Raw genomic sequence first — 18,294 nt, forward strand, 5'->3', positions numbered from 1 at the left:
CGGGTGGGACCAAGGGCCCCGGCCATCGAACAGTTCCCCGACGAACCATCCGCCCGCGCCGTCGCTCCTCCGCGCTCCCGGCGACACCTCACCCCCCCGTACGGCGCAACCATCACATGATCGACTCGTTGAACCGTCCACCATGACAGCACTGGCGGCACCGGGAGGGCCCGTTGGCAGTACGGACGCTGGGCGCGGCACCGGTGGCCCGGAGCGGCTGGGCCCGCCCGGTGGCGGAGGCGGAGGCCGTGCTGGTGCGCCACTACCGCCGGCTGGGCGAGGCCACCGCCCAGGACGCCCTGCAGGCCTGGGCGCGGGCCGGCTGCGCGGTGCCGGACGGCACCCCGGGCGTCAAGCAGCTCAACCTCTGGGCCTTCGCCGTGCAGCCGCTGCCCCAGAACGCGGGTTCGGCGGCCTGGTTCTGCCTGCGCGCCGACCGCTGGACGGGCGAGGGCAGTGCGGCCACCGCCGTGCTGCTGCCCTCGGCCCGGGGCCCGCAGCGCACCGGCGGCGGCCCGGGCCGCTCGTGCAGCCGGTTCGAGCAGGACACCGTGGCCTGGACGTGGTGGCGCTCCCCGCAGGGCGCCGAGTACCTGCTCGCGGCGGGCAGCCGACGGGTCACCCGGCTCATCGTCAGGGGCCCGGACTGGTCCGTCGACCGCCCGGCCCCGGACCGCACCCTCGCCGTCGAGCGGCCCGCCCGGGCCGCCGTCCGGGTCGAGGCGCTGCTCGACAACGGCAGCCGGCTCAACCCACCGCATTGACCCGGCCGGCCAACAGGGCTTCGTAGTCCGGGAGTTCGAGGCTGGACACCTGCTTGCCCAGCTCCAGCATCCGGTTCAGCACCCACCGCCGGTTGAGCAGCCCGTTGCGCAGCCGCAGCCCGGCCGCCGTGCGCGGAGCCAGGAACGGGCCGGTCCGGTCCCCGCCCTTCTGGCAGCCCTCGGCGTAGCCGCGCAGCCGTTTCTCGTACCGGGCGAAGGCGGCCCGGTGGTCGCCGCGGGCCAGCGCCAGCTCGCCCGCCAGCACGTACGCGGCCACCACCGCGGTCCCGGTGCCCATTCCGCCGATGGTGGCGCCGCAGGCGGCGTCGCCGAGCAGGGCGATCCGGCCGGTGGACCAGGAGGGGACGTCCGCGCGGCTGATCGAGTCGAAGTACAGCTCGGGCGCGGCGTCCAGGCTCCGGAGCAGTTGCGGCACCCGCCAGCCGAGGCCGTCGAAGGCGGCGCGGACCAGTGCCTTCTGCTGCCGGACGTCGTGGCGGTCGTAGCGCAGTTCGGGCGAGGCGAAGAGGCAGAAGGCGCCCGCGCCGGCCGGGTCGCGGTGGTCGGCGCCGACGGACATCAGCCGGCCGGGGACGTTCAGGGCGACTCCGCCGACCGGCAGGCCGTCGTCGTTGGGCAGTTCCCAGGTGGCCGCGTAGTAGCCGAGGTGGCGGACGAACTGCCGCTCGGGGCCGAAGGCGAGCCGCCGCACGGTGGAGTGCAGCCCGTCGGCGCCGATCACCAGGTCGAACTCGCGCGGCGCGCCGTGCCGGAAGGCCACCCGCACGCCGCTCGCCGTCTCCTCCAGGGCTTCGACGGAGTCGCCGAAGACGTACTCGGCGCGGGAGTTGCCGTGGCGGTACAGCACCTGGGCCAGTTCCCCGCGCGGGACCTCCAGCTCGCCGCCCGCGAAGTCGGCCGGCAGGTGCAGCAACCGGCGCCCCCGCTCGTCCACGAAGGTGATCGGGCTGCCGCCGGTGCCGAGGGTGCGCAGTTCCTCCAGCACGCCCATCCGCTCCAGCACGGTGAGGTGGGTGCGCCCCCGGAAGTCGACGTTCTGCCCGCCGCCGCGCAGGGCCGGGGCGAGTTCGACGACCGTGACCTCGAAGCCGTACCGGCCCAGCCAGTGGGCCAGGGCGGGGCCGGCGATGCTCGCGCCCGAGATCAGCACCCTGGTGTGCGGGGAAGCGCTCATGGAAACCACTCCGTCCGTGGATCTGATAACTGTGTCCAATGGACACAGTTCATTGCTGTGTACGGTAGACGCAGTTCGCGCGGGCGGACAACCCCCGGGACGGGAGCGGAAGATGGGCGAGGCGGCGAACGACACGGTGCGGCTGCTCTGGGACCGGCCCACCCGGCCGACCCGCGGGCCGAAGCCCGCCCTCAGCCTGGAGCGCATCGCCGCCGCGGGCGTCGAGGTGGCGGACGCCGAGGGGCTGGGCGCGGTCTCCATGCAGAAGGTGGCCGGGCTGCTCGACTTCACCAAGATGTCGCTCTACCGCTATGTCCCCGGCAAGGCCGAACTGGTGGCGCTGATGGTCGAGTCGGCGGTCGGCGAGCCGCCCGCGGCCCCGGACGCCCCCGACTGGCGGGAACAACTCACCGCCTGGGCCCACCACTTGGCGGACGCCTTCGCCCGGCACCCCTGGCTGCTGGACGCCACCCTCGGCCCCCGGGTGCCCGGCCCCAACGAACTCGCCTGGCTGGAGCGGGTGGTGGCCGCCCTCGACGGCCACGGGCTGACCGGCGCCGAGCGGATGGACGCCGCCGTACTGCTCTCCGGGCACGTGCGCAGCATCGCGGTGCAGGCTCGCGCGACCGGCCCGGACGGCTCCCCCGAGGCCCAGCTCCTCGCCGCCTTCGGCACGGTGGTGCACCGCCACGCGGACCGCTTCCCCGCGGTGGCCGCGGCGATGGCCGATCCGGATCCGGAGGGGCGCGACCAGGCCCTGGACTTCGGCCTGGCCCGCATCCTGGACGGCCTGGCCGCCCTGATCGGCCGCCGCACGAACCGGGGAACGGAGGCGTAACCCGAAAACGCGTCGAACCGGCGCCGCACGGGCGGCTACCATCCGCTGCCATGGCGATGTTCGTGCACCTGACCGCCGCGGCGAACACGCCGCGCATCCGCCGCACCGGGATCCGGGCCGACAGCCGGGGCCAGGGCGGTGTGCGGGGGGTGTACTGCTTCCCCGTGCTGCCTTCCTACACCCTCACCCACCAGTGGCTGCGCGAGCTGGCCCGGTTCGGCCCGAAGGGCTCACTGGCCGCGGTGCACGTCCGCCTGGACGACGCCCAGCAGGTGCTCGTCGGGCACTACCGGGACCGCGCCGAGGAGGCCCAGCGGTGGCTGACCGCCGCCGAGGCGGTGGCGCGGATCGCTGCCCTGCCGGACCCGCGGGGCTGGGAGGTGGTCGTGCCGCGCGCGGTGGATGCCCGCGAGGTGCACCGGGTCCGCGCGGTGCCGCAGGTCGCGGGCTGGCGCTACCTCCCGGGCGCGCACGGCACCCGCCCCTGCACCTGCTTCGGCTGCCGCATCCGCGGCGAGTACGGCGGCCGGCGGCTGCGCGAGCGCCATCCGCACCCGCTGGACGGGCCGCCACCGGCCGTCCCCGTCCTGCTGGCCCGGATCGAGGCGGCGGGCGAGCCCGGCGATCCGGACACGCTACGGGCCGCCCTGCACTGGTTCGGCCTGCGCCGTCGCGGCCCGCTGGAACGCCTCACCCCGCTGGCCGCCCACCCCGACCCGACCGTCCGCCGGGAGCTGGTCTGGGCGGTGCAGGGCTGGTCCACGCCGGGCGTCGCCGATCTGCTGGACGGCCTCGCCGCCGATCCGCACCCGGACGTCCGCGAGGCCGTCGAGGACGTCCGGGCGCTCTGAGATCCGCCGAGCGCTCCGAATCCGCCGAGCGCTCCGGACTCGCCGGCGATTCCGGCTCAGGAGACGCGCTTCAGCTGCCAGGAGTTCTTGTCGAAGCTCGGCACGGCGGAGTACTGGCAGCCGGAGCTGTAGTAGCTGCTGACGATCGTCCAGCCGGCCGGCGGCCAGGTCGAGGCGCAGGCGTTGACCACGGTGCCGACCGGGTAACCGGTGAGGTCCATGATCTTCTTGGTGTTCGGGTTGAACCCGGAACCGCACCCCGCGCTGTTCCACCACTGGACGTCCACGAAGCCGGCCGGGGTCAGCGAGGAGGAGCACATGGTGCTGGTGCTGCCTGGAGCCGCCTGGGCGGTGCCCATGGTGAGGGTGAGTGCGGCGGCGCTACAGCCGAGGGCGAGGGCGGCGGCTCGAAGTCGGGTCACGGGGCGGCTCCTTCTCGGGCGACGCGGCCTGTCCGCGCCAGGAGCCATTCCTATCGACACGAAGCACCCTTCGGACAGTACGTTTCCGGCCCCACCGGCGGCGCGTTCTCGCCCCTTCCCGCCGCGGACCGGTCGCCGCCGGGGCCTCACCTGCAACGACTCCCGCCGAGGTGCCCGTTCGGCCGGACCAGGTGATCATGGGAGAACCGCGTCTTCGGCGATTCGGCGCGCTGGTACGGGCCGGCGACGCCGGGAAGGGACCGCGATGTTCCAGCTCCTGTGGATTCTGCTCATCGGCTTCGTGCTCGGCGTCCTCGCCAAGCTGATCCTGCGCGGGCCGCAGTCGATCCCCTGGTGGCTGACCATGCTGCTCGGCGCCGCCGGGGCCTTGCTGGGCAACGCCGTCTCCGGCTGGATCGGCGTCCGCCACACCTCGGGCATCGACTGGATCCGCCACATCCTCCAACTCGCCTTCGCCGTCGCCCTGGTGGCCCTCGTGGCGCCGGCCTGGAGCAGGAACCGCCCACCCCGCTGAGCGACGCGCAACCGCGGTGGGCGGCTCAGCCCACGTGCACCGCGGGCCGCCGGCTGCGGTTGGGCTCCGCCTCGCGGAGCACCTCCCGGGTGACCGGGGCGATCTCACCCTGCCCGAACAGGAAGAACCGCAGGAACTGGGCGAAGGGGTTGCCCTCGGTCCACTCGAAGTAGATGTGCGGCTGCTGCCCGGTGAGGTCGCGCACCTGCAGCAGCAGGGCGGCCAGCGCGTTGGGCACGCTCGAACTCTGCAGCGACAGCACCCGGTAGCGCTCGTGCAGCACCTCACCGTGCACGGTCAGTTCGGCCTCGAAGTCGGACGGGTCACGCACGGTGACCTCGACGAAGACCAGGTCGTCCTCGGCCGGGATGTCGTTGTCCTGGCGGATCTGGCGGAGCTTGTCGCGGTACTCGGCGAGGTCCCGGCTGTTCGGCTCGTTGGCGATCAGCCGCAGCGGGCGGTGCATGTAGTCCCGGACGAAGCGCTCCGCGACCTCGTCCAGCACCACGTCGGTGACGCGCAGTTCGAAGGCGCGCTTGAGCCGGGAGAGGAAGGACACCAGCATGATGCCCGCGATGAAGCAGGCGCCGATCTTGACGCCGTCCGGGCGCTCGGCGATGTTCACGGCCGTGGTGTAGAGGAACACCGCGGCGATCACCGCGAAGGTGACGGTCCAGCGCCGTTCCCCGGCCTTGTGCGCGGCGATGGTGACCGCGACCGCGGCGGAGCTGATCAGCACCAGCACGCCGGTCGCGTAGGCGCCGCCCTGGGCGTCGACGCTGGCGTCGAACAGCCAGGTGAGCAGGAAGGCGATCAGGGTCAGCACGATCACCGTCGGCCGCACGGCCCGCGCCCAGTGCGGCGCCATGCCGTAGCGGGGCAGGTAACGCGGCATAAGGTTGAGCAGTCCCGCCATGGCCGAGGCGCCGGCGAACCAGAGGATGGCGATGGTCGACAGGTCGTAGACGCTGCCGAAGGCGCTGCCCAGGTTCTCGTGGGCGAGGTAGGCGAGTGCCCGCCCGTTGGCCTGTCCGCCGCTCTTGAAGGCCGCCGTCGGGATGAGCAGGGTCGTGATGAGGCTGGTGGCGATCAGGAAGACGCTCATGATCACGGCGGCGGTGGTGAGCAGGTGCCGGGCGCCGCGGATACGGCCGGTGGGCTTCTCCTCGGTGTCGTCCGGGTCGCCCTCGATGTGCGGCATCACGGCGACGCCGGTCTCGAAGCCGGACAGGCCGAGTGCGAGCTTGGGGAAGACGATCAGCGCCACCCCGATCATCGCGAGGGCGTTGCCGTGCTCGGCGGTGAGCCCGTCCGTCCAGTCGCCGAACACGTGCGGCTCCTCGAGGACGTGCCAGAAGCCGTTGACCACCACGACGACGTTCAGCGCGAGGTAGACCGCGACGAGGACCACGGCCAGGCCGATGGCCTCGCTGAAGCCCTTGAGGAAGACCGCGCCGAGCAGGGCCACCAGGACGAAGGTGAGCATCACCTGCTTGCCGGACAGGGCGCTGTGCAGGTGCGGGTTCTCGATCAGGTGCGCGGTCGCGTCGGCGGCCGACAGGGTGATGGTGATCATGAAGTCGGTGGCGGCGAAGCCGAGCAGGGTCAGCACGAAGAGCTTGCCCTGCCAGAACGACAGCAGGCGCTCCAGCATCGCGATCGAACCCTGACCGTGCGGGCTCTCGACGGCCACCCGCCGGTAGACCGGCAGGGCGCCGAACAGGGTGACGACCACCAGCACGATGGTGGCGATCGGTGACAGCAGGCCGGCCGCGAGCGCCGCGATGCCGGGCTGGTAGCCGAGGGTGGAGAAGTAGTCGAGGCCGGTCAGGCACATGACCCGGAACCAGTGCGCGCCCTCTTCCCGGGGCGCCTCCGCGTGCGGGCCGGGGTGCTGCTTGGCCATGTCCGAGAGGCCTTCGAGCATCCACGCCCGGAACCTCGCACCCCGCGTCGGGGGAGCCGCTCCCGGTTGGGCCGAACCCGACGAGACCACGTGCACCCCTGTCCACGACTTCGGCCGGCCGCCACACGGTTCCGGCCCCCCGGGCCGCCGGACGGCGGGCCTGGTCAGGCTAGGTGACCGGCCCTCGGCCGCCCGGCAACCGCACGGGCCGACACGCCGGGGTGCGCCCGTACGGCCCTCCCGGGTGGCGGCTCCGACCGGCCGTGATCAGGGCTTCCGGCGCGGCGGTGCCAGGCACCTTCTCGAAAGGGGTAAACATGTCCGCGCGCATTGACTCGGCAGGTTGACGCGCCCACGGGTGCGGCAACGGAGCGACAGGGAGGCAGCGGTGACGGAACCGACTCGGCGGAGGATCCTCGGCCTGGGCCTGATGGCGGCCGCCGTCACCTCCTGCGGCAGCCGACACCCGGACTCCGCGCCGCTGCCCACACCCGGCACCCGGGCCACACCCGGCACCGCCGGGCCCACCGACGCCCAGCACGCCGGCCTCAAGGGCGACGCCCAGGACGAGCAGTCCCGCCCCGGCAACCCCGACTGGCAGATCGCCGACCCCGGCCGGGCCGGCGCCGTCGAGGGCTTCGCCGACCGGGTCAGCGTGCTGCCCGGCGAGTCCTTCGGCCTGCACGTCTCCACCTCCGCCGCCGCCTTCACCGTCTCCGCCTACCGGATGGGCTGGTACGGCGGCGCCCGGGCCCGACTGGTCTGGCGCCGCGAGCACGTCCCCGGTACGAGGCAGGCCGCCCCGCACGTGGACCAGACCACCCGCACCGTGCTGACCGGCTGGCAGCGCACCCTCGCCGTGGACACCGCGGGCTGGCCCGAGGGCGCCTACCTGCTGCGCCTGGACTCAGAGGACGGCTCCGGCCGCAGCTACGTCCCCCTCACCGTCCGCTCGGCGAGCACCGCCGGCCGGACCGTGGTCATGAGCGCCCCCGCGACCTGGCAGGCCTACAACGAGTGGGGCGGCTACAGCCTCTACAACGGCCCGACCGGCACGCTGGCCACCCGCTCGCTGCGGGTCGTCTTCGACCGGCCGTACGGCTACGACCACGGCGCCGGACTGTTCCTGGTCTACGAGGCGCAGCTTGTCGCCCTGGCCGAGAAGCTCGGGCTGCCGCTCGCCTACACCACCGGGATCGACGTGGCCCGCGACCCGGGACTGCTGCACGGGGCGAGCGCCGTGCTGTCGCTCGGCCACGACGAGTACTGGTCCCCCGAACAGCGCGCCAACGTGGTCGCGGCCCGCGACGCCGGGACGAACCTGGCGATCCTCGGCGCCAACTGCTGCTTCCGCCGGATCCGCTTCGAGCCCACCGACCTCGGGCCGGACCGTACGGTGGTCTGCTACAAGGACGCCTGGGCGCAGGACCCGGGCCACCAGGCAGGTGCCCCGGCGACCACCGACTTCCGGGTCGGCCCGGGCGCCGACCCGGAGAGCTCGATGCTCGGGGTGATCTACGACGGCTACCCGGTGGACGCCCCGTACGTGGTCACCTCGCCGGACCACTGGGCCTTCGAGGGCACCGGAGTGACGGCCGGGGCGTCCTTCCCGCACCTGGTCGGCGTCGAGTACGACCGGGTCGACACCGCCTTCCCCACCCCGCGCCCGATCGAGGTGATCGCCCACTCCCCCGTCGTCTGCGAGGGCCGGCACTCCCACTCCGACACCGCGTACTACACCGTCCCCAGCGGCGCCGGGGTCTTCGCCAGCGGCACCATGCGCTGGGTCGAGACCCTGGACGCGAACGGCCCCGGCGGCGGCAACGCCGACCACGGCATCGACTCCCACGCGGGGGACGTGGTCCGCAAGGTCACCGAGAACGTCCTGCGCGCCTTCGCCGCCGGCCCGGCCGGCCGCACCCACCCCGCCCGGGACAACCTGACCGCCGTCTACGGCGCGGCGTGACGGGGCTCCGGAACCCGGCGCGCCCGGCCCCGGGCGGGAGCGGGCCCGCAGCCGGGCTACACTCGCACGTCTGACAGCAGCGCAGGTCGTCCAGGACAACCGACCGGTGCGGCACGGGGTGCCGGCCGGCGACGGCAGGAGGAATACAGGACATGGTCGAGGCCTCCCCCAAGGTCGTTGTCGTCGTCCCCACGTACAACGAGCGGGAGAACCTTCCGGTCCTCGCCGGGCTCCTCGCGGACCTCGCCGTACCGAACCTGCACCTGCTGGTGGTCGACGACAACTCCCCCGACGGCACCGGCGAGCTCGCCGACAAGCTGGCCGCCGACTCCGGGGGCACCGTCGGCGTGCTGCACCGCACCGAGAAGGACGGCCTCGGCCGCGCCTATCTGGCCGGCATGGCCCGGGCCCTGGACGAGGGCGCCGACGTCGTGGTCCAGATGGACGCCGACCTCTCGCACCCGGCCTCGGTGATACCCGAGATGGTTCGCGTCCTGCTCGCCGACGACACCGCCGTGGTGCTCGGCTCCCGCTACGTGCCCGGCGGCTCGACCGCCGAGGAGTGGCCCTGGCACCGCAAGGCGCTCTCCGCCTGGGCGAACTTCTACGTCAACGCGATCCTCGGCCTGGGCGTCCGGGACGCCACCGCGGGCTTCAAGGCCTGGCGGGCGAGCACCCTGCGGGCCATCGACCTGCCGACCGTGCAGAGCAACGGCTACTCGTTCCAGGTCGAGATGAACTACCGGGTGATCCAGCGCGGGCTGACCATCCTGGAGGTGCCGATCCGGTTCGAGGAGCGGATCGAGGGCGCCTCGAAGATGAGCATCGGGGTGCAGGTGGAGTCGGCGCTCGCGCCCTGGAAGCTGCGCTTCAACCGCGAGGGCTAGACGAGTATTCCCTGCGGCGACCGGCAGTGTGAGCGGCTGTCGCGGGGAAAGAAGGCCGACATGGATCTTCTCCCGGAGTCCCTCACGGCCAAGCTCCGCCGCGGCGCCCGAGACCCGTTCGCCGTCCAGACCCTGCGGGCCACCGTGGCCGCCACCCTGTCCTACGGGGTGGCGACCCAGCTCAGCAGTGAGCCCGCCCCGCTGACAGCACCGCTCACCGCGCTGCTGGTGGTCCAGGTCACCGTCTACTCCACGCTCAAGACCAGCGTCCGCCGGGTCGTCTCGGTGGTGGTCGGAGTCCTGATCGCGATCGGCTTCAGCGCCGTGGTCGGGCTCTCCTGGTGGAGCCTCGGGCTGGTCATCCTGGCCTCCCTGGTGATCGGGCGGTACGTCCGGGTCGAGGAGTTCGTCCAGGAGGTCGCGATCAGCGCGATGCTGATCCTGGGCGTCACCAAGCTGGCCTCCCAGGCCTGGGACCGGGTGCTGGAGACCCTGATCGGCGCGGCCGTCGGCCTGCTGTTCAACCTGCTCTTCGCCCCGCCGGTCTGGGTGGACACCGCCGGGGAGTCGATCGAGGACCTCGCCCGGCGGGCCCGCCAGCTGCTGCTCGACATCTCCGAGCAGCTGGGCCGCCCCACTCCGGTGGCCCGGGCCGTCGAGCGGCTGCACGAGGCCCGCCGGCTCGACCAGGCGATCGCGGACGTGGACGCGGCGCTGCGCCAGGCCGAGGACAGCCTGCGCTTCAACCCCCGGATCAGCGAGGGGCTGCTCTCCCGGCTGGTGCTGCGCACCGGGCTGGACACCCTGGAGATCTGCGTGGTGGTGATCCGGGTGCTGGCCCGCTCGGTGACCGACCTGGCCAAGCGGCGCGGGCCGCAGGAGCAGCTGTTCCCGCCCGAGGTCGCGGTCGGGCTGGAGGAGCTGCTGGCGCACGTCGGCGGGGCGATGGTCAGCTTCGCGGTGCTGGTCACCACCCAGGTCAGCCGCAACGCCGAGGAGGCCGAGGAGCGGCTGACCGCCGAGCTGGCGGCGGCCCTGGCCACCCGGGAGAACGTCGCCCAGGTACTGCTGCGCAAGGTCCAGGAACACCCGGAGGCCTGGCAGCTGCACGGCTCGATGCTCGCCGAGATCGACCGGATCCTGGACGAACTGGACCTGGAGCACCGCAGCCGGCGGCTGATGGAGGAGCTGGACCGGGCCTCGCTGGTGAGCCGCGAGCGGTTCTCCGGCCTCGCCCGGCTGCGTTCTGTCCTGCGGGGCGGGCGGCGGCGGGGCGAACGGGAGCGCCCGGCGGTGGGGGCCGGGCGCTGATCCGGGGCCTGCTCTGATCCGGGGCCTGCTCTGATCCGGGCCCGCTGAGCCGGGGCCCGATGAACGGGCCCGTTGTCTTGGGCCCGTCGTCATGCGCCCGTCGCCACGGGCCCGCGGAGGTCAGGGCATCAGCCAGGGCTGCTGGGGCAGCGGGTGGCCGGTCTCCAGGTACGTCTTGAGGTTGGACAGCACCGCCGACCAGCCCCGTTCGGCGTCCGCCCGCTCGTCCTCGTCGGCGAGGTTCTCGTGGGTGACGGTCAGCCGGGTCAGGTCCTGCCAGTGCCGGAGGTCGAACGTGACCCGGCTGGGCCCCTCCGCGCGCTGCCCCTCCGGCCCGGCCCAGGTGGTGACCAGGCGGTACGGGCGGTCGGACACCTCGACGATGCCGATCACGTCGGCGATCCCGGAGCCGTCGGTGCGCTGGTGCTCCCAGGGCGAGCCGGGCAGCCAGGTGGAGACGTTGCGGTGGCCCCAGTAGAGGCCGGACTCGTCGGCGTTGGTGAGCGCGTGCCATACCCGCTCCGGGGTGGCACGCAGGTAGACGGTGCTCCGGTGGCTGACGGCGGTCACGGCCTCAGCCCCTGGCCGCGTCGAGCAGCTGCTGGATATCGATCTTCTGCATCCGCAGCATGGCCGCCATCACCCGGTCGGACTTGGCCCGGTCCCGGTCGCCGATCAGGTCGAGGAGGACGCGCGGAGTGATCTGCCAGGAGAGGCCGAAGCGGTCCTTGAGCCAGCCGCACGGGCCCTCCTGGCCGCCGTCGGCGGTGAGCTTCGCCCAGAGTTCGTCGACCTCCCGCTGGTCGTCGCACTCGACCTGGAGCGAGAGCGCCTCGGTGAAGGTGAATTCGGGGCCGCCGTTGAGCGCCGCGTAGGGCCGGCCGTCGAGTTCGAACTCGACGGTCATCACCGAACCGGGCTCCCCGGGCCCGGCCTGGCCGTAGCGGGTGACCCCGGTGACGCGGGAGTTGGGAAACAGCGAGGTGTAGAGGGCGGCGGCCGCTTCGGCCTGGTCGTCGTACCAGAGGAAGGTGGTGATCTTCTGCATGGGCCCGACGGTAGCGGCGGGGCCCGGCACCGCAGCCGAGCCACGGCCGGGGGTCACCGGATCGGCGCCCCGGCCGGACGGGCATCGGATCAGTGCACCCAGCCCGCGTAGCGCTGCGCGAAGCGTTGCCCGGTGTGGGCGGTCACCACGACGTCGTAGCGGCCCTGCCCGTCCAGCGGCCAGGCGAGCTCGACCTGCTTGCCGGGCTTGACCCACACGGTCTGCGCGCTGCCCGCGAAGTCGTTGGGCGCGGCGGTGAAGGCCACGTCCGTCAGGCCGTCGTTGGCCACCTGGAGGATGAGCTTCAGGCTGCCGCGCAGGTCGGCGGTGACGATCGGCACGCCGATGTCGTTCTGGCCGTCCTGCCCGTCCCGGACCACCGTGCCGGCGAAGCGGCGCACGAAGCCGTCCGGGCCGTGGACGGTGAAGTCGTAGCGGCCGTCGGTGGCGGCGGCGTCCCAGACGTACGTCGCGCTCGCGCCGGGGGCGACGGTGTACGGGGTGCCCGCGAAGGGGAGCAGGATGTTCGGGTAGACGGTGTACGGGAAGGCCACCGAGCCGTCGTTGCTCATGGTGCAGGTGACCTTGCCGGTCCGGCGGTCCACCGCGACGTCGGCCCACGGCTGATATGGCAGCGGGCGGTGCGGGCGCTCGCCGCGCTCTTGGACCGGCATCGACTGGGTGCCGACCGCCGGGAGGGCCACGCCGGGCAGTTTGGTACCCGCGTCGGCCCTGGCCATCAGGGCGTTGGTGTCGGGCAGCTTCGGCAGCGAGTGGTCCGGGGCGGCGAAGTCGAAGCAGCTGGTGAGGTCTCCGCAGACGGCCCGGCGCCAGGCGGAGATGTTGGGCTCGGCCACGCCGGTGACCAGCTCCATGAAGCGCAGCACCGAAGTGTGGTCGAACACCTGGGAGTTGACCCAGCCGCCGCGCGACCAGGGGGACGCCACCCAGAGCGGGACGCGGTTGCCGAGGCCGATGGCCCGGCCCTGGGTGAACTCCTCGGGGGTGCCGGCCTCCGGGGTGGGCGGGACCATGTGGTCGAAGTAGCCGTCGTTCTCGTCGTACATGACCAGGAAGACGGTGTGCCGCCACACCTCCGGGTTGGACATCAGCGACTGCAGGGCCTGGTTGACCCAGTGCGCGCCGTAGGCGGGGCCGGCCTCCGGGTGTTCGGAGAAGAGGTAGGGGGCGACCAGCCAGGAGATGGTCGGCAGGGTGCCGTCCTTGCAGTGGCGGTCGAAGTCGGTGGGGTCGAACTTGGTCATCGCGTTGACGAACCGCGGGTCATCGTGCGGGAAGGCGTGGAACTGCTTGAAGTAGGAGAGGGCGTTGTCGTCGTAGTCGCCGGTGCGGTCGTCCTTGCTGGGGTTGTGGTAGACCCGCCAGCTGATGCCGGCCGCCTCCAGGCGTTCGGCGTAGGTGGTCCAGTCGGCGACGGGGTTGTCGGTGACCGGGGTGTTGTCGATCCAGGGGCCGGTGGTGCCGTCACGGCCGGGGCCGGCGGTTCCGGTCCAGAGGTAGAGCCGGTTGGGGTCGGTGGGGCCGGCCAGCGAGGTGAAGTAGGCGTCGCAGAGGGTGAACGCGTCGGCCAGGGCGTACTGGTAGGGAATGTCGTCCCGGGTGAAGTAGCCCATGGTGCGCTCGCCCTTGGCGGCGATCCACTTGTTCATCGCGCCGTTGTTGATGGCCTGGTGGCCGGTCGCCCAGTCGTGGGCCAGGCCGCCGGCGTTCTGCGCGTTGTACTTCGAGGTGTCCATCCGGTACGGCAGCATCACCCCGCCGTCGCCGCGCCGGGCGTCGGGCTGACGGAACACGTCGGTGCCGTCCGGGAACTGCAGCGCCTGCTTGTCGCCGAAGCCGCGCACGCCGTTCAGGGTGCCGAAGTAGTGGTCGAAGCTGCGGTTCTCCTGCATCAGGACGACGACGTGCTTGACGTCCTTGATGGTGCCGGTAAGGGCGGTGTCGGCCGCGGTGGCGGGAGCGGCCTCGGCCTGGGTGCTGGACAGGCCGGTCAGGGCGGTGGCGCCGACGGCCGCGGAGGCGCCGACGAAGGTGCGGCGGGAGAGCTCGGGCATCGTGAAGTGGCCTCTCAGAGCTGGAAGGTGGCGACGGCGGCGGCGGTGTCGGAGGGCCACTCGTTGGCGGCGGTGTTCGGCTCCGGCTGGGGCCAGCCCGCGACCAGGGTGTGCGCCTCGACCAGCTTCAGCGCTCCGGCGTACTGGACGAAGTCGATGCGGTCCTGCGGCTCGGGGCGGTCGCCGCGCCGCTTGCGGGTGGGCGACCAGGTGAAGCCGGGGGCCTTGACCGGGTCGGGGTTCTCCTCGCGGAAGGTGTCGGTGAGCCCGGCCTCCTGGAGAGTCGCGGTGACCGGCCACCTGAGCGCGCCGACCCCGTTGTGGGCGGCGGCGGTGGCGGCCGTCCAGTCCAGGTGAGAGGGCGAGGAGAGGGAGCCGGCCAGTACCACCGGGATGCGCCGGGCGAGGTCCGCGCGCACGGCGGCGGCCAGCGCCCTGGCCTGCTTGAGCCGCACCGAGGCGTTCTCGGCGGCCAGCACCTGGGCGGCGCTGCTGCCGTCCTGCACCGCGTACGGGCCGTAGCCCGCCTCGTCGAGGTGGGCGGCCCAGAACCGGACACTGCGACCGCCCGGCAGCTGGACGGTGGCCGCGACGGCGGGCAACTCGGCGGTGGCCGGGGTCAGTTCGGTCAGCGGGTAGCGACTGAGGATGCCGACGCTGCCCGGGCTCTGGTGGGCGTACCAGCCCAGTGCGTCGGCCAGGGTCCTGGCCCGTTCTCCGGCCGTCTCCTGCAGCGCGAGCACGTCCAGGCCCTGGGCGAGGACGATGCGCAGCTGCTTCTCCAGCGCGTCGGTGCAGCCGGAGCCGGCGTCGTGCAGGTTCCAGCCGGCGGCCTTGAGCCGGGGCGGGGCCGCCGGATCCACGACGGGGACGAGCACGGTGACGGTGTCGGTGGCGCCGGTGCTGTCCTTGACGCCGACCACCACCAGCTCGGGGTTGCGGCCGGGGGCGGCGGGCGCCGTGCCGGTGACGGTGCCGTCGGCGCCGACCGAGGCCCAGGCCGCACCGCCGAGCTTGCGGTAGGCCGCCGACCCGGGAGCATTGCCGGCGGGACGGGACCAGAGGCCGCCGAGCCCGATCTTCACGGCGGCGCCGGGGGCGACCGGGGTGGCGGTGAAGGAGTCGACGGCGGCATGCGGGCGGACCACCGGGGGCTTGGCGCGGAAGCCGAACGGGGCGGTCTGTGCCAGGACGCCGTAGCCGTCCTTGGCCAGCAGGTAGGCGGTGTACGGGCCGCCGGTCAGCGCGGAGGTGTCGAGCTGGACGTCGCCGGAGGTGCCGGGGGTGTACTTCCAGAGCAGCGAGGCGCCGCTGCCGGGTTGGCGGCTGCCGTCGTAGATGCCGACCCAGTTCTTGGCGTCGGGGGCGTCGGTGGTCCAGTGGAACGTGAGCCGGTCGCCTTCGGCGGGGCTGCTGGAGGAGGTCAGGGTCAGGGCGCTGCCTGCGGCCACGGTTGTCCTGTCCGCCGGCGCGGGACCGGTCCGCCGGGGGACGGTGCCGGACCGCGCGCGGCTGGTCACGGAGGCTGGGAGGGAGGAGCGCCCGCAGTTGGCTGTACAACTGCGGGCGGGCTCATTCATCCGAAGGCCAGCGACCAGGGCGTGAACGGCACGTGACGGAGCATCGGGCGGTTCGCGAACTCCGGGGCGGTAGCGCACTGATGGGCGTCGGCAGGGGCGGGCACACGCAGGGCCGCGACGGGTGATCCGTCGCGGCCCTCCGGGGATGAGCGGTGGGGACGCCGGGTTGGCGGGCCCGTGCTCCGGCTCGCGCTCCGGCTCGCGCTCCGGCTCGCGCCCGGGCCCGTGCTCAGGCCAGGGCGAGGAACAGCTTCTCCAGCTCGGCCTCGCTCATCGGCGCGCCGTCCTCGTCGGCGGCGGCCATGCACTGGCGCATCCCGCTGGCGACGATCTTGAACCCGGCCCGGTCCAGGGCGCGCGAGACCGCGGCGAGCTGGGTGACCACGTCCTTGCAGTCCCGCCCCGCCTCGATCATCGCGATCACCCCGGCCAACTGGCCCTGAGCCCGACGCAGTCGGTTCAGGACCGCGCCGACCGCCTCCTCGTCCACCTGCATGTCCGGGCCGCCTTTCACATCGACTGTCGGCTGCCAAGTGTACCCGGCGGGGTATTCATTCCCGGCTGGACCAAGCCCTCCCGAAAGGGCCCCTGATCAGCGGCGGGCCAGTCGGCGCTCGCCCCCGGTGCCGGTCGCGTACGGCAGCTCGTAGTAGGCGAACACCTCGGGTTCGTCGGTGGCGGGCAGGACGTCGTCGGTGCCGATCGCGGGTGCCTGCTTGACCTTGGCCTTCGGGTACGGCACCCGCAGGTAGGCCGGCCCTGCCACCGAGCCCTCCAGCGGGACGAAGACCAGGCGGCGCTTGGTCACACCGGTCAGGACGGTGGCGAAGAACGGCTCGTCGGTGGCCGTCTCGACGTACACCGACTCCAGCGTGCCGATACGGCGGTCCTTCTCGTCGACCACCGGCTGGCCGCGCCACTCGCGGATGTCTGCCATAGCGATCCCCACGACCTCGGCCTCCCGTGTCGTGCCCTGCCGACGGCTCCGTCCGGCCCGCCGGCTCCGCCGGGCCCACCGCCCGGGGTTTCCATCCTGCGCCGGGACGGCCGCCGGGGCACGACGAAAGGGACGCACGGGGGTGAGTGGTTCGAGGGTGGTGCGGGGCGGGGTGCGCGGCCGGGGGTGGGGGTGGGGACTTCTGGACCCCGGACAGGGGGGCTGGCACCAGGGACCCGGGCTCCGTCCCCCGCTACGGTCGTCGCGACGGCTCCGGACCGGGGCGGTCACGGAGTCCGTCCGCACGCGACGACCGTCCATGACGTGGGGGAACACCATGGTCCAGTACCGCAGCTATCAGCGTCTTGCCGGGGCCGCCGTGGTCGCCGGGCTCGCCGTGGGCGCGCTCACCGCCTGCGACCCGGTCGGGACCGAGGTCAGCGACGACGCGACCGTCTCCGGAAGGATCACCGCCGTCAAGCTGGACGACCTCTCCGGGGAGGTCACCGTCCACGGCAAGTCCGGCACCGGGAGTGCCTCCGTCCACCGGAAGATCACCTACCAGGACAGCAAGCCCGGGACGACCACCCGGATCGAGGACGGGGTCCTGGTGCTCGGCGGCTGCGGGCACAACTGCTCGGTGAGCTACACCGTCGAGCTGCCCGCCGGACTGCCGGTCAGCGGCGGCACCTCCTCAGGCGGGATCCACCTCACCGAGGTCGGCTCGGTGTCGGTGCACACCGACTCCGGCAACATCTCGGTCGACCAGGCAACCGGAGCGGTCGACCTGCGCACCGACAGCGGTGACATCGACGGCACTTCGCTCAAGGGCGACCGGATCCAGGCCAAGACGGACAGCGGCGCGATCAAGCTCACCGCCGCCAAGGCCCAGGACGTCAAGGCCAGCACCGACAACGGCGAGATCCGCCTCACCGTCCCGCCGGGTTCCTACCGCGTCAGCGCCGGGACGGACATCGGCTCGAAGCACATCGGCGTCCAGAACGACCCCAACGGCAAGTTCAAACTGGACCTGGGTACGGACATCGGCGACATCACCGTCAACACGGGCTGACCGCCCCGCCCCGTGAAAAATTCGGCGGGCCCGGGTGGGGGCGGGGCGGTCCGCAGGGATCCCCACTCCGGGTACGCACCTCGGCGGGCGCACCCGAAAGGCTGTGTCCGGAGCGGTGATCCCTAAGGTCAGAGGCCGGTCTGGATCTCGGCCCGGTGGCGGATGTACTCGTCGGGATGCGAGCGGGCGATCGTGACCGCCGCCTCGACCAGGGCGTGCAGTTCGGCCGGGTAGGCGCGCGCGACCAGCGGCAGGCCGGGCAGGATGCAGCGGCGGACGTCGAGGTCCTCGTTGGCGACGAACTCCCGCAGCGCGGCCTCGTTCCAGCTGTCGCGGACGGTCGCGCCCTCGTCGGCGGTCGCGTTCCGGCCGCCGCCGACCGTCAGTGCCGTCCAGTACCAGGCCCGGGCGGCACCGGCGCGCTCCGGGTTGGTGCCGGTCTGCAGGTAGCCCAGCAGGGTCAGGCGGACCCGGCGCTGGCCGAAGGCGACGAGGGCGGGCTCGACGAGGCGGCGGTTGAAGCTCGGGTTGGGGTCGTGGACCGCCGCCTCCAGCAGCGGCTCGAAGTACTCCTCGGGCAGCTCGGACCGCCCGGCGAGCGCCTTGTGGACCTCCCATCGGGCCGCGCTCGGGTAGTCCGCCCCCGGTGCGACCTCGGCCCCGAGCACGCGGAGCAGACGCGCGAGCCGCAGCTCGAACGCCTCCGATCCGCCCTCCGTGCGCCCGGGCAACGGCTGGAGAATCCGCACCTCGCCGGCCGTGTCCTTGGTTTCCACGAACATCCTCCTCATTCTGAGTCATCGGCAGACTACTCGCTGATACACCAGTTCGGCGGCGGTTTTCGGCCAGGACCGGATCTTGGAGCGTTCAGGAGGGAGTTCTGACGTTGCCTCAGTCCGCAATCGCG

18 protein-coding genes are annotated in these 18,294 nt (G+C 72.9%); 8 read left to right on the top strand and 10 right to left on the bottom strand.

The window, feature by feature from the left end:
* Window positions 1–173 precede the first annotated feature (173 nt).
* Window positions 174–764, top strand: coding sequence for a hypothetical protein (locus tag BOQ63_RS08325; protein WP_141763739.1), 591 nt, complete (start codon window positions 174–176; stop codon window positions 762–764).
* Here BOQ63_RS08325 and BOQ63_RS08330 read toward each other — a convergent pair.
* Window positions 748–1,959 (bottom strand): FAD-dependent monooxygenase, encoded by a 1,212-nt coding sequence (locus tag BOQ63_RS08330; protein WP_072653964.1) that lies wholly within the window; start codon window positions 1,957–1,959, stop codon window positions 748–750. The two genes, BOQ63_RS08325 and BOQ63_RS08330, sit on opposite strands and share 17 nt — an antisense overlap.
* Window positions 1,960–2,071: 112 nt before the next feature.
* Between BOQ63_RS08330 and BOQ63_RS08335 the strand changes: the two genes are divergently transcribed.
* Window positions 2,072–2,797 (top strand): TetR/AcrR family transcriptional regulator, encoded by a 726-nt coding sequence (locus tag BOQ63_RS08335; RefSeq protein WP_072653965.1) that lies wholly within the window; start codon window positions 2,072–2,074, stop codon window positions 2,795–2,797.
* A 50-nt stretch (window positions 2,798–2,847) separates the two neighbouring features.
* Entirely contained in the window at window positions 2,848–3,648 is an 801-nt protein-coding gene (locus tag BOQ63_RS08340) for a HEAT repeat domain-containing protein (RefSeq protein WP_191093531.1), read from the top strand.
* Window positions 3,649–3,704: 56 nt separating this feature from the next.
* On the opposite strand, the gene BOQ63_RS08345 is transcribed toward BOQ63_RS08340, so the two are convergent.
* A complete protein-coding gene (locus tag BOQ63_RS08345) occupies window positions 3,705–4,070 on the bottom strand; it encodes a hypothetical protein (protein WP_072653966.1) in 366 nt (121 codons plus the stop codon).
* 265 nt (window positions 4,071–4,335) lie between these two features.
* Between BOQ63_RS08345 and BOQ63_RS08350 the strand changes: the two genes are divergently transcribed.
* The gene (locus tag BOQ63_RS08350) at window positions 4,336–4,605 is read left to right on the top strand and encodes a GlsB/YeaQ/YmgE family stress response membrane protein (RefSeq protein ID WP_030284570.1); all 270 of its coding nucleotides are present in this window, start codon (window positions 4,336–4,338) and stop codon (window positions 4,603–4,605) included.
* Between the two features lie 25 nt (window positions 4,606–4,630).
* Here BOQ63_RS08350 and BOQ63_RS08355 read toward each other — a convergent pair whose 3' ends face one another.
* Window positions 4,631–6,532: an APC family permease gene (locus tag BOQ63_RS08355; protein ID WP_094742930.1), complete on the bottom strand. Its 1,902-nt coding sequence runs from the start codon at window positions 6,530–6,532 to the stop codon at window positions 4,631–4,633.
* A 367-nt stretch (window positions 6,533–6,899) separates the two neighbouring features.
* Between BOQ63_RS08355 and BOQ63_RS08360 the strand changes: the two genes are divergently transcribed.
* The 3 genes from BOQ63_RS08360 to BOQ63_RS08370 all read left to right on the top strand — a co-directional run bounded on the left by BOQ63_RS08360 (window position 6,900) and on the right by BOQ63_RS08370 (window position 10,675).
* The gene (locus BOQ63_RS08360) at window positions 6,900–8,477 is read left to right on the top strand and encodes a N,N-dimethylformamidase beta subunit family domain-containing protein (RefSeq protein WP_454132078.1); all 1,578 of its coding nucleotides are present in this window, start codon (window positions 6,900–6,902) and stop codon (window positions 8,475–8,477) included.
* A 152-nt stretch (window positions 8,478–8,629) separates the two neighbouring features.
* Window positions 8,630–9,364 carry a polyprenol monophosphomannose synthase gene (locus tag BOQ63_RS08365; protein WP_072653967.1) on the top strand — a complete coding sequence of 245 codons (735 nt, stop codon included), beginning with the start codon at window positions 8,630–8,632 and terminating at the stop codon, window positions 9,362–9,364.
* Between the two features lie 60 nt (window positions 9,365–9,424).
* The gene (locus BOQ63_RS08370; protein WP_030284565.1) at window positions 9,425–10,675 is read left to right on the top strand and encodes an FUSC family protein; all 1,251 of its coding nucleotides are present in this window, start codon (window positions 9,425–9,427) and stop codon (window positions 10,673–10,675) included.
* A gap of 120 nt (window positions 10,676–10,795) precedes the next feature.
* On the opposite strand, the gene BOQ63_RS08375 is transcribed toward BOQ63_RS08370, so the two are convergent.
* The 6 genes from BOQ63_RS08375 to BOQ63_RS08400 form a co-directional block, all read right to left on the bottom strand.
* Window positions 10,796–11,245, bottom strand: coding sequence for an SRPBCC family protein (locus BOQ63_RS08375; RefSeq protein ID WP_037829697.1), 450 nt, complete (start codon window positions 11,243–11,245; stop codon window positions 10,796–10,798).
* 4 nt (window positions 11,246–11,249) lie between these two features.
* Window positions 11,250–11,723, bottom strand: a complete 474-nt coding sequence (locus BOQ63_RS08380) for a VOC family protein (RefSeq protein ID WP_072653968.1) — start codon at window positions 11,721–11,723, stop codon at window positions 11,250–11,252.
* 89 nt (window positions 11,724–11,812) lie between these two features.
* Window positions 11,813–13,798: a phosphocholine-specific phospholipase C gene (locus BOQ63_RS08385; RefSeq protein WP_072653969.1), complete on the bottom strand. Its 1,986-nt coding sequence runs from the start codon at window positions 13,796–13,798 to the stop codon at window positions 11,813–11,815.
* Window positions 13,799–13,812: 14 nt separating this feature from the next.
* On the bottom strand, window positions 13,813–15,249 hold the full coding sequence (locus BOQ63_RS08390) for an endonuclease/exonuclease/phosphatase family protein (RefSeq protein ID WP_030553042.1): 1,437 nt from the start codon (window positions 15,247–15,249) through the stop codon (window positions 13,813–13,815).
* 358 nt (window positions 15,250–15,607) lie between these two features.
* The gene (locus BOQ63_RS08395; RefSeq protein WP_030553044.1) at window positions 15,608–15,874 is read right to left on the bottom strand and encodes a metal-sensitive transcriptional regulator; all 267 of its coding nucleotides are present in this window, start codon (window positions 15,872–15,874) and stop codon (window positions 15,608–15,610) included.
* A 96-nt stretch (window positions 15,875–15,970) separates the two neighbouring features.
* A complete protein-coding gene (locus BOQ63_RS08400; protein WP_030553046.1) occupies window positions 15,971–16,315 on the bottom strand; it encodes a PRC-barrel domain-containing protein in 345 nt (114 codons plus the stop codon).
* A gap of 319 nt (window positions 16,316–16,634) precedes the next feature.
* Here BOQ63_RS08400 and BOQ63_RS08405 point away from each other — a divergent pair, with 319 nt between their 5' ends.
* Window positions 16,635–17,387, top strand: coding sequence for a DUF4097 family beta strand repeat-containing protein (locus tag BOQ63_RS08405; RefSeq protein ID WP_046386807.1), 753 nt, complete (start codon window positions 16,635–16,637; stop codon window positions 17,385–17,387).
* A 128-nt stretch (window positions 17,388–17,515) separates the two neighbouring features.
* On the opposite strand, the gene BOQ63_RS08410 is transcribed toward BOQ63_RS08405, so the two are convergent.
* A complete protein-coding gene (locus BOQ63_RS08410) occupies window positions 17,516–18,163 on the bottom strand; it encodes a hypothetical protein (protein WP_223885872.1) in 648 nt (215 codons plus the stop codon).
* Window positions 18,164–18,294 lie beyond the last annotated feature (131 nt).

It is taken from the genome of Streptomyces viridifaciens (assembly GCF_001888885.2).
GTDB classification, from domain to species: domain Bacteria; phylum Actinomycetota; class Actinomycetes; order Streptomycetales; family Streptomycetaceae; genus Kitasatospora; species Kitasatospora aureofaciens.

Excerpts from the sequence above, each read along its gene's own strand:
- BOQ63_RS08330 (WP_072653964.1), bottom strand. The coding sequence starts at position 1,959 with ATGAGCGCTTCCCCGCACACCAGGGTGCTGATCTCGGGCGCGAGCATC.
- BOQ63_RS08335 (WP_072653965.1), top strand. The coding sequence starts at position 2,072 with ATGGGCGAGGCGGCGAACGACACGGTGCGGCTGCTCTGGGACCGGCCC.
- BOQ63_RS08340 (WP_191093531.1), top strand. The coding sequence starts at position 2,848 with ATGGCGATGTTCGTGCACCTGACCGCCGCGGCGAACACGCCGCGCATC.
- BOQ63_RS08350 (WP_030284570.1), top strand. The coding sequence starts at position 4,336 with ATGTTCCAGCTCCTGTGGATTCTGCTCATCGGCTTCGTGCTCGGCGTC.
- BOQ63_RS08355 (WP_094742930.1), bottom strand. The coding sequence starts at position 6,532 with ATGCTCGAAGGCCTCTCGGACATGGCCAAGCAGCACCCCGGCCCGCAC.
- BOQ63_RS08365 (WP_072653967.1), top strand. The coding sequence starts at position 8,630 with ATGGTCGAGGCCTCCCCCAAGGTCGTTGTCGTCGTCCCCACGTACAAC.
- BOQ63_RS08370 (WP_030284565.1), top strand. The coding sequence starts at position 9,425 with ATGGATCTTCTCCCGGAGTCCCTCACGGCCAAGCTCCGCCGCGGCGCC.
- BOQ63_RS08380 (WP_072653968.1), bottom strand. The coding sequence starts at position 11,723 with ATGCAGAAGATCACCACCTTCCTCTGGTACGACGACCAGGCCGAAGCG.
- BOQ63_RS08385 (WP_072653969.1), bottom strand. The coding sequence starts at position 13,798 with ATGCCCGAGCTCTCCCGCCGCACCTTCGTCGGCGCCTCCGCGGCCGTC.
- BOQ63_RS08395 (WP_030553044.1), bottom strand. The coding sequence starts at position 15,874 with ATGCAGGTGGACGAGGAGGCGGTCGGCGCGGTCCTGAACCGACTGCGT.
- BOQ63_RS08400 (WP_030553046.1), bottom strand. The coding sequence starts at position 16,315 with ATGGCAGACATCCGCGAGTGGCGCGGCCAGCCGGTGGTCGACGAGAAG.
- BOQ63_RS08405 (WP_046386807.1), top strand. The coding sequence starts at position 16,635 with ATGACGTGGGGGAACACCATGGTCCAGTACCGCAGCTATCAGCGTCTT.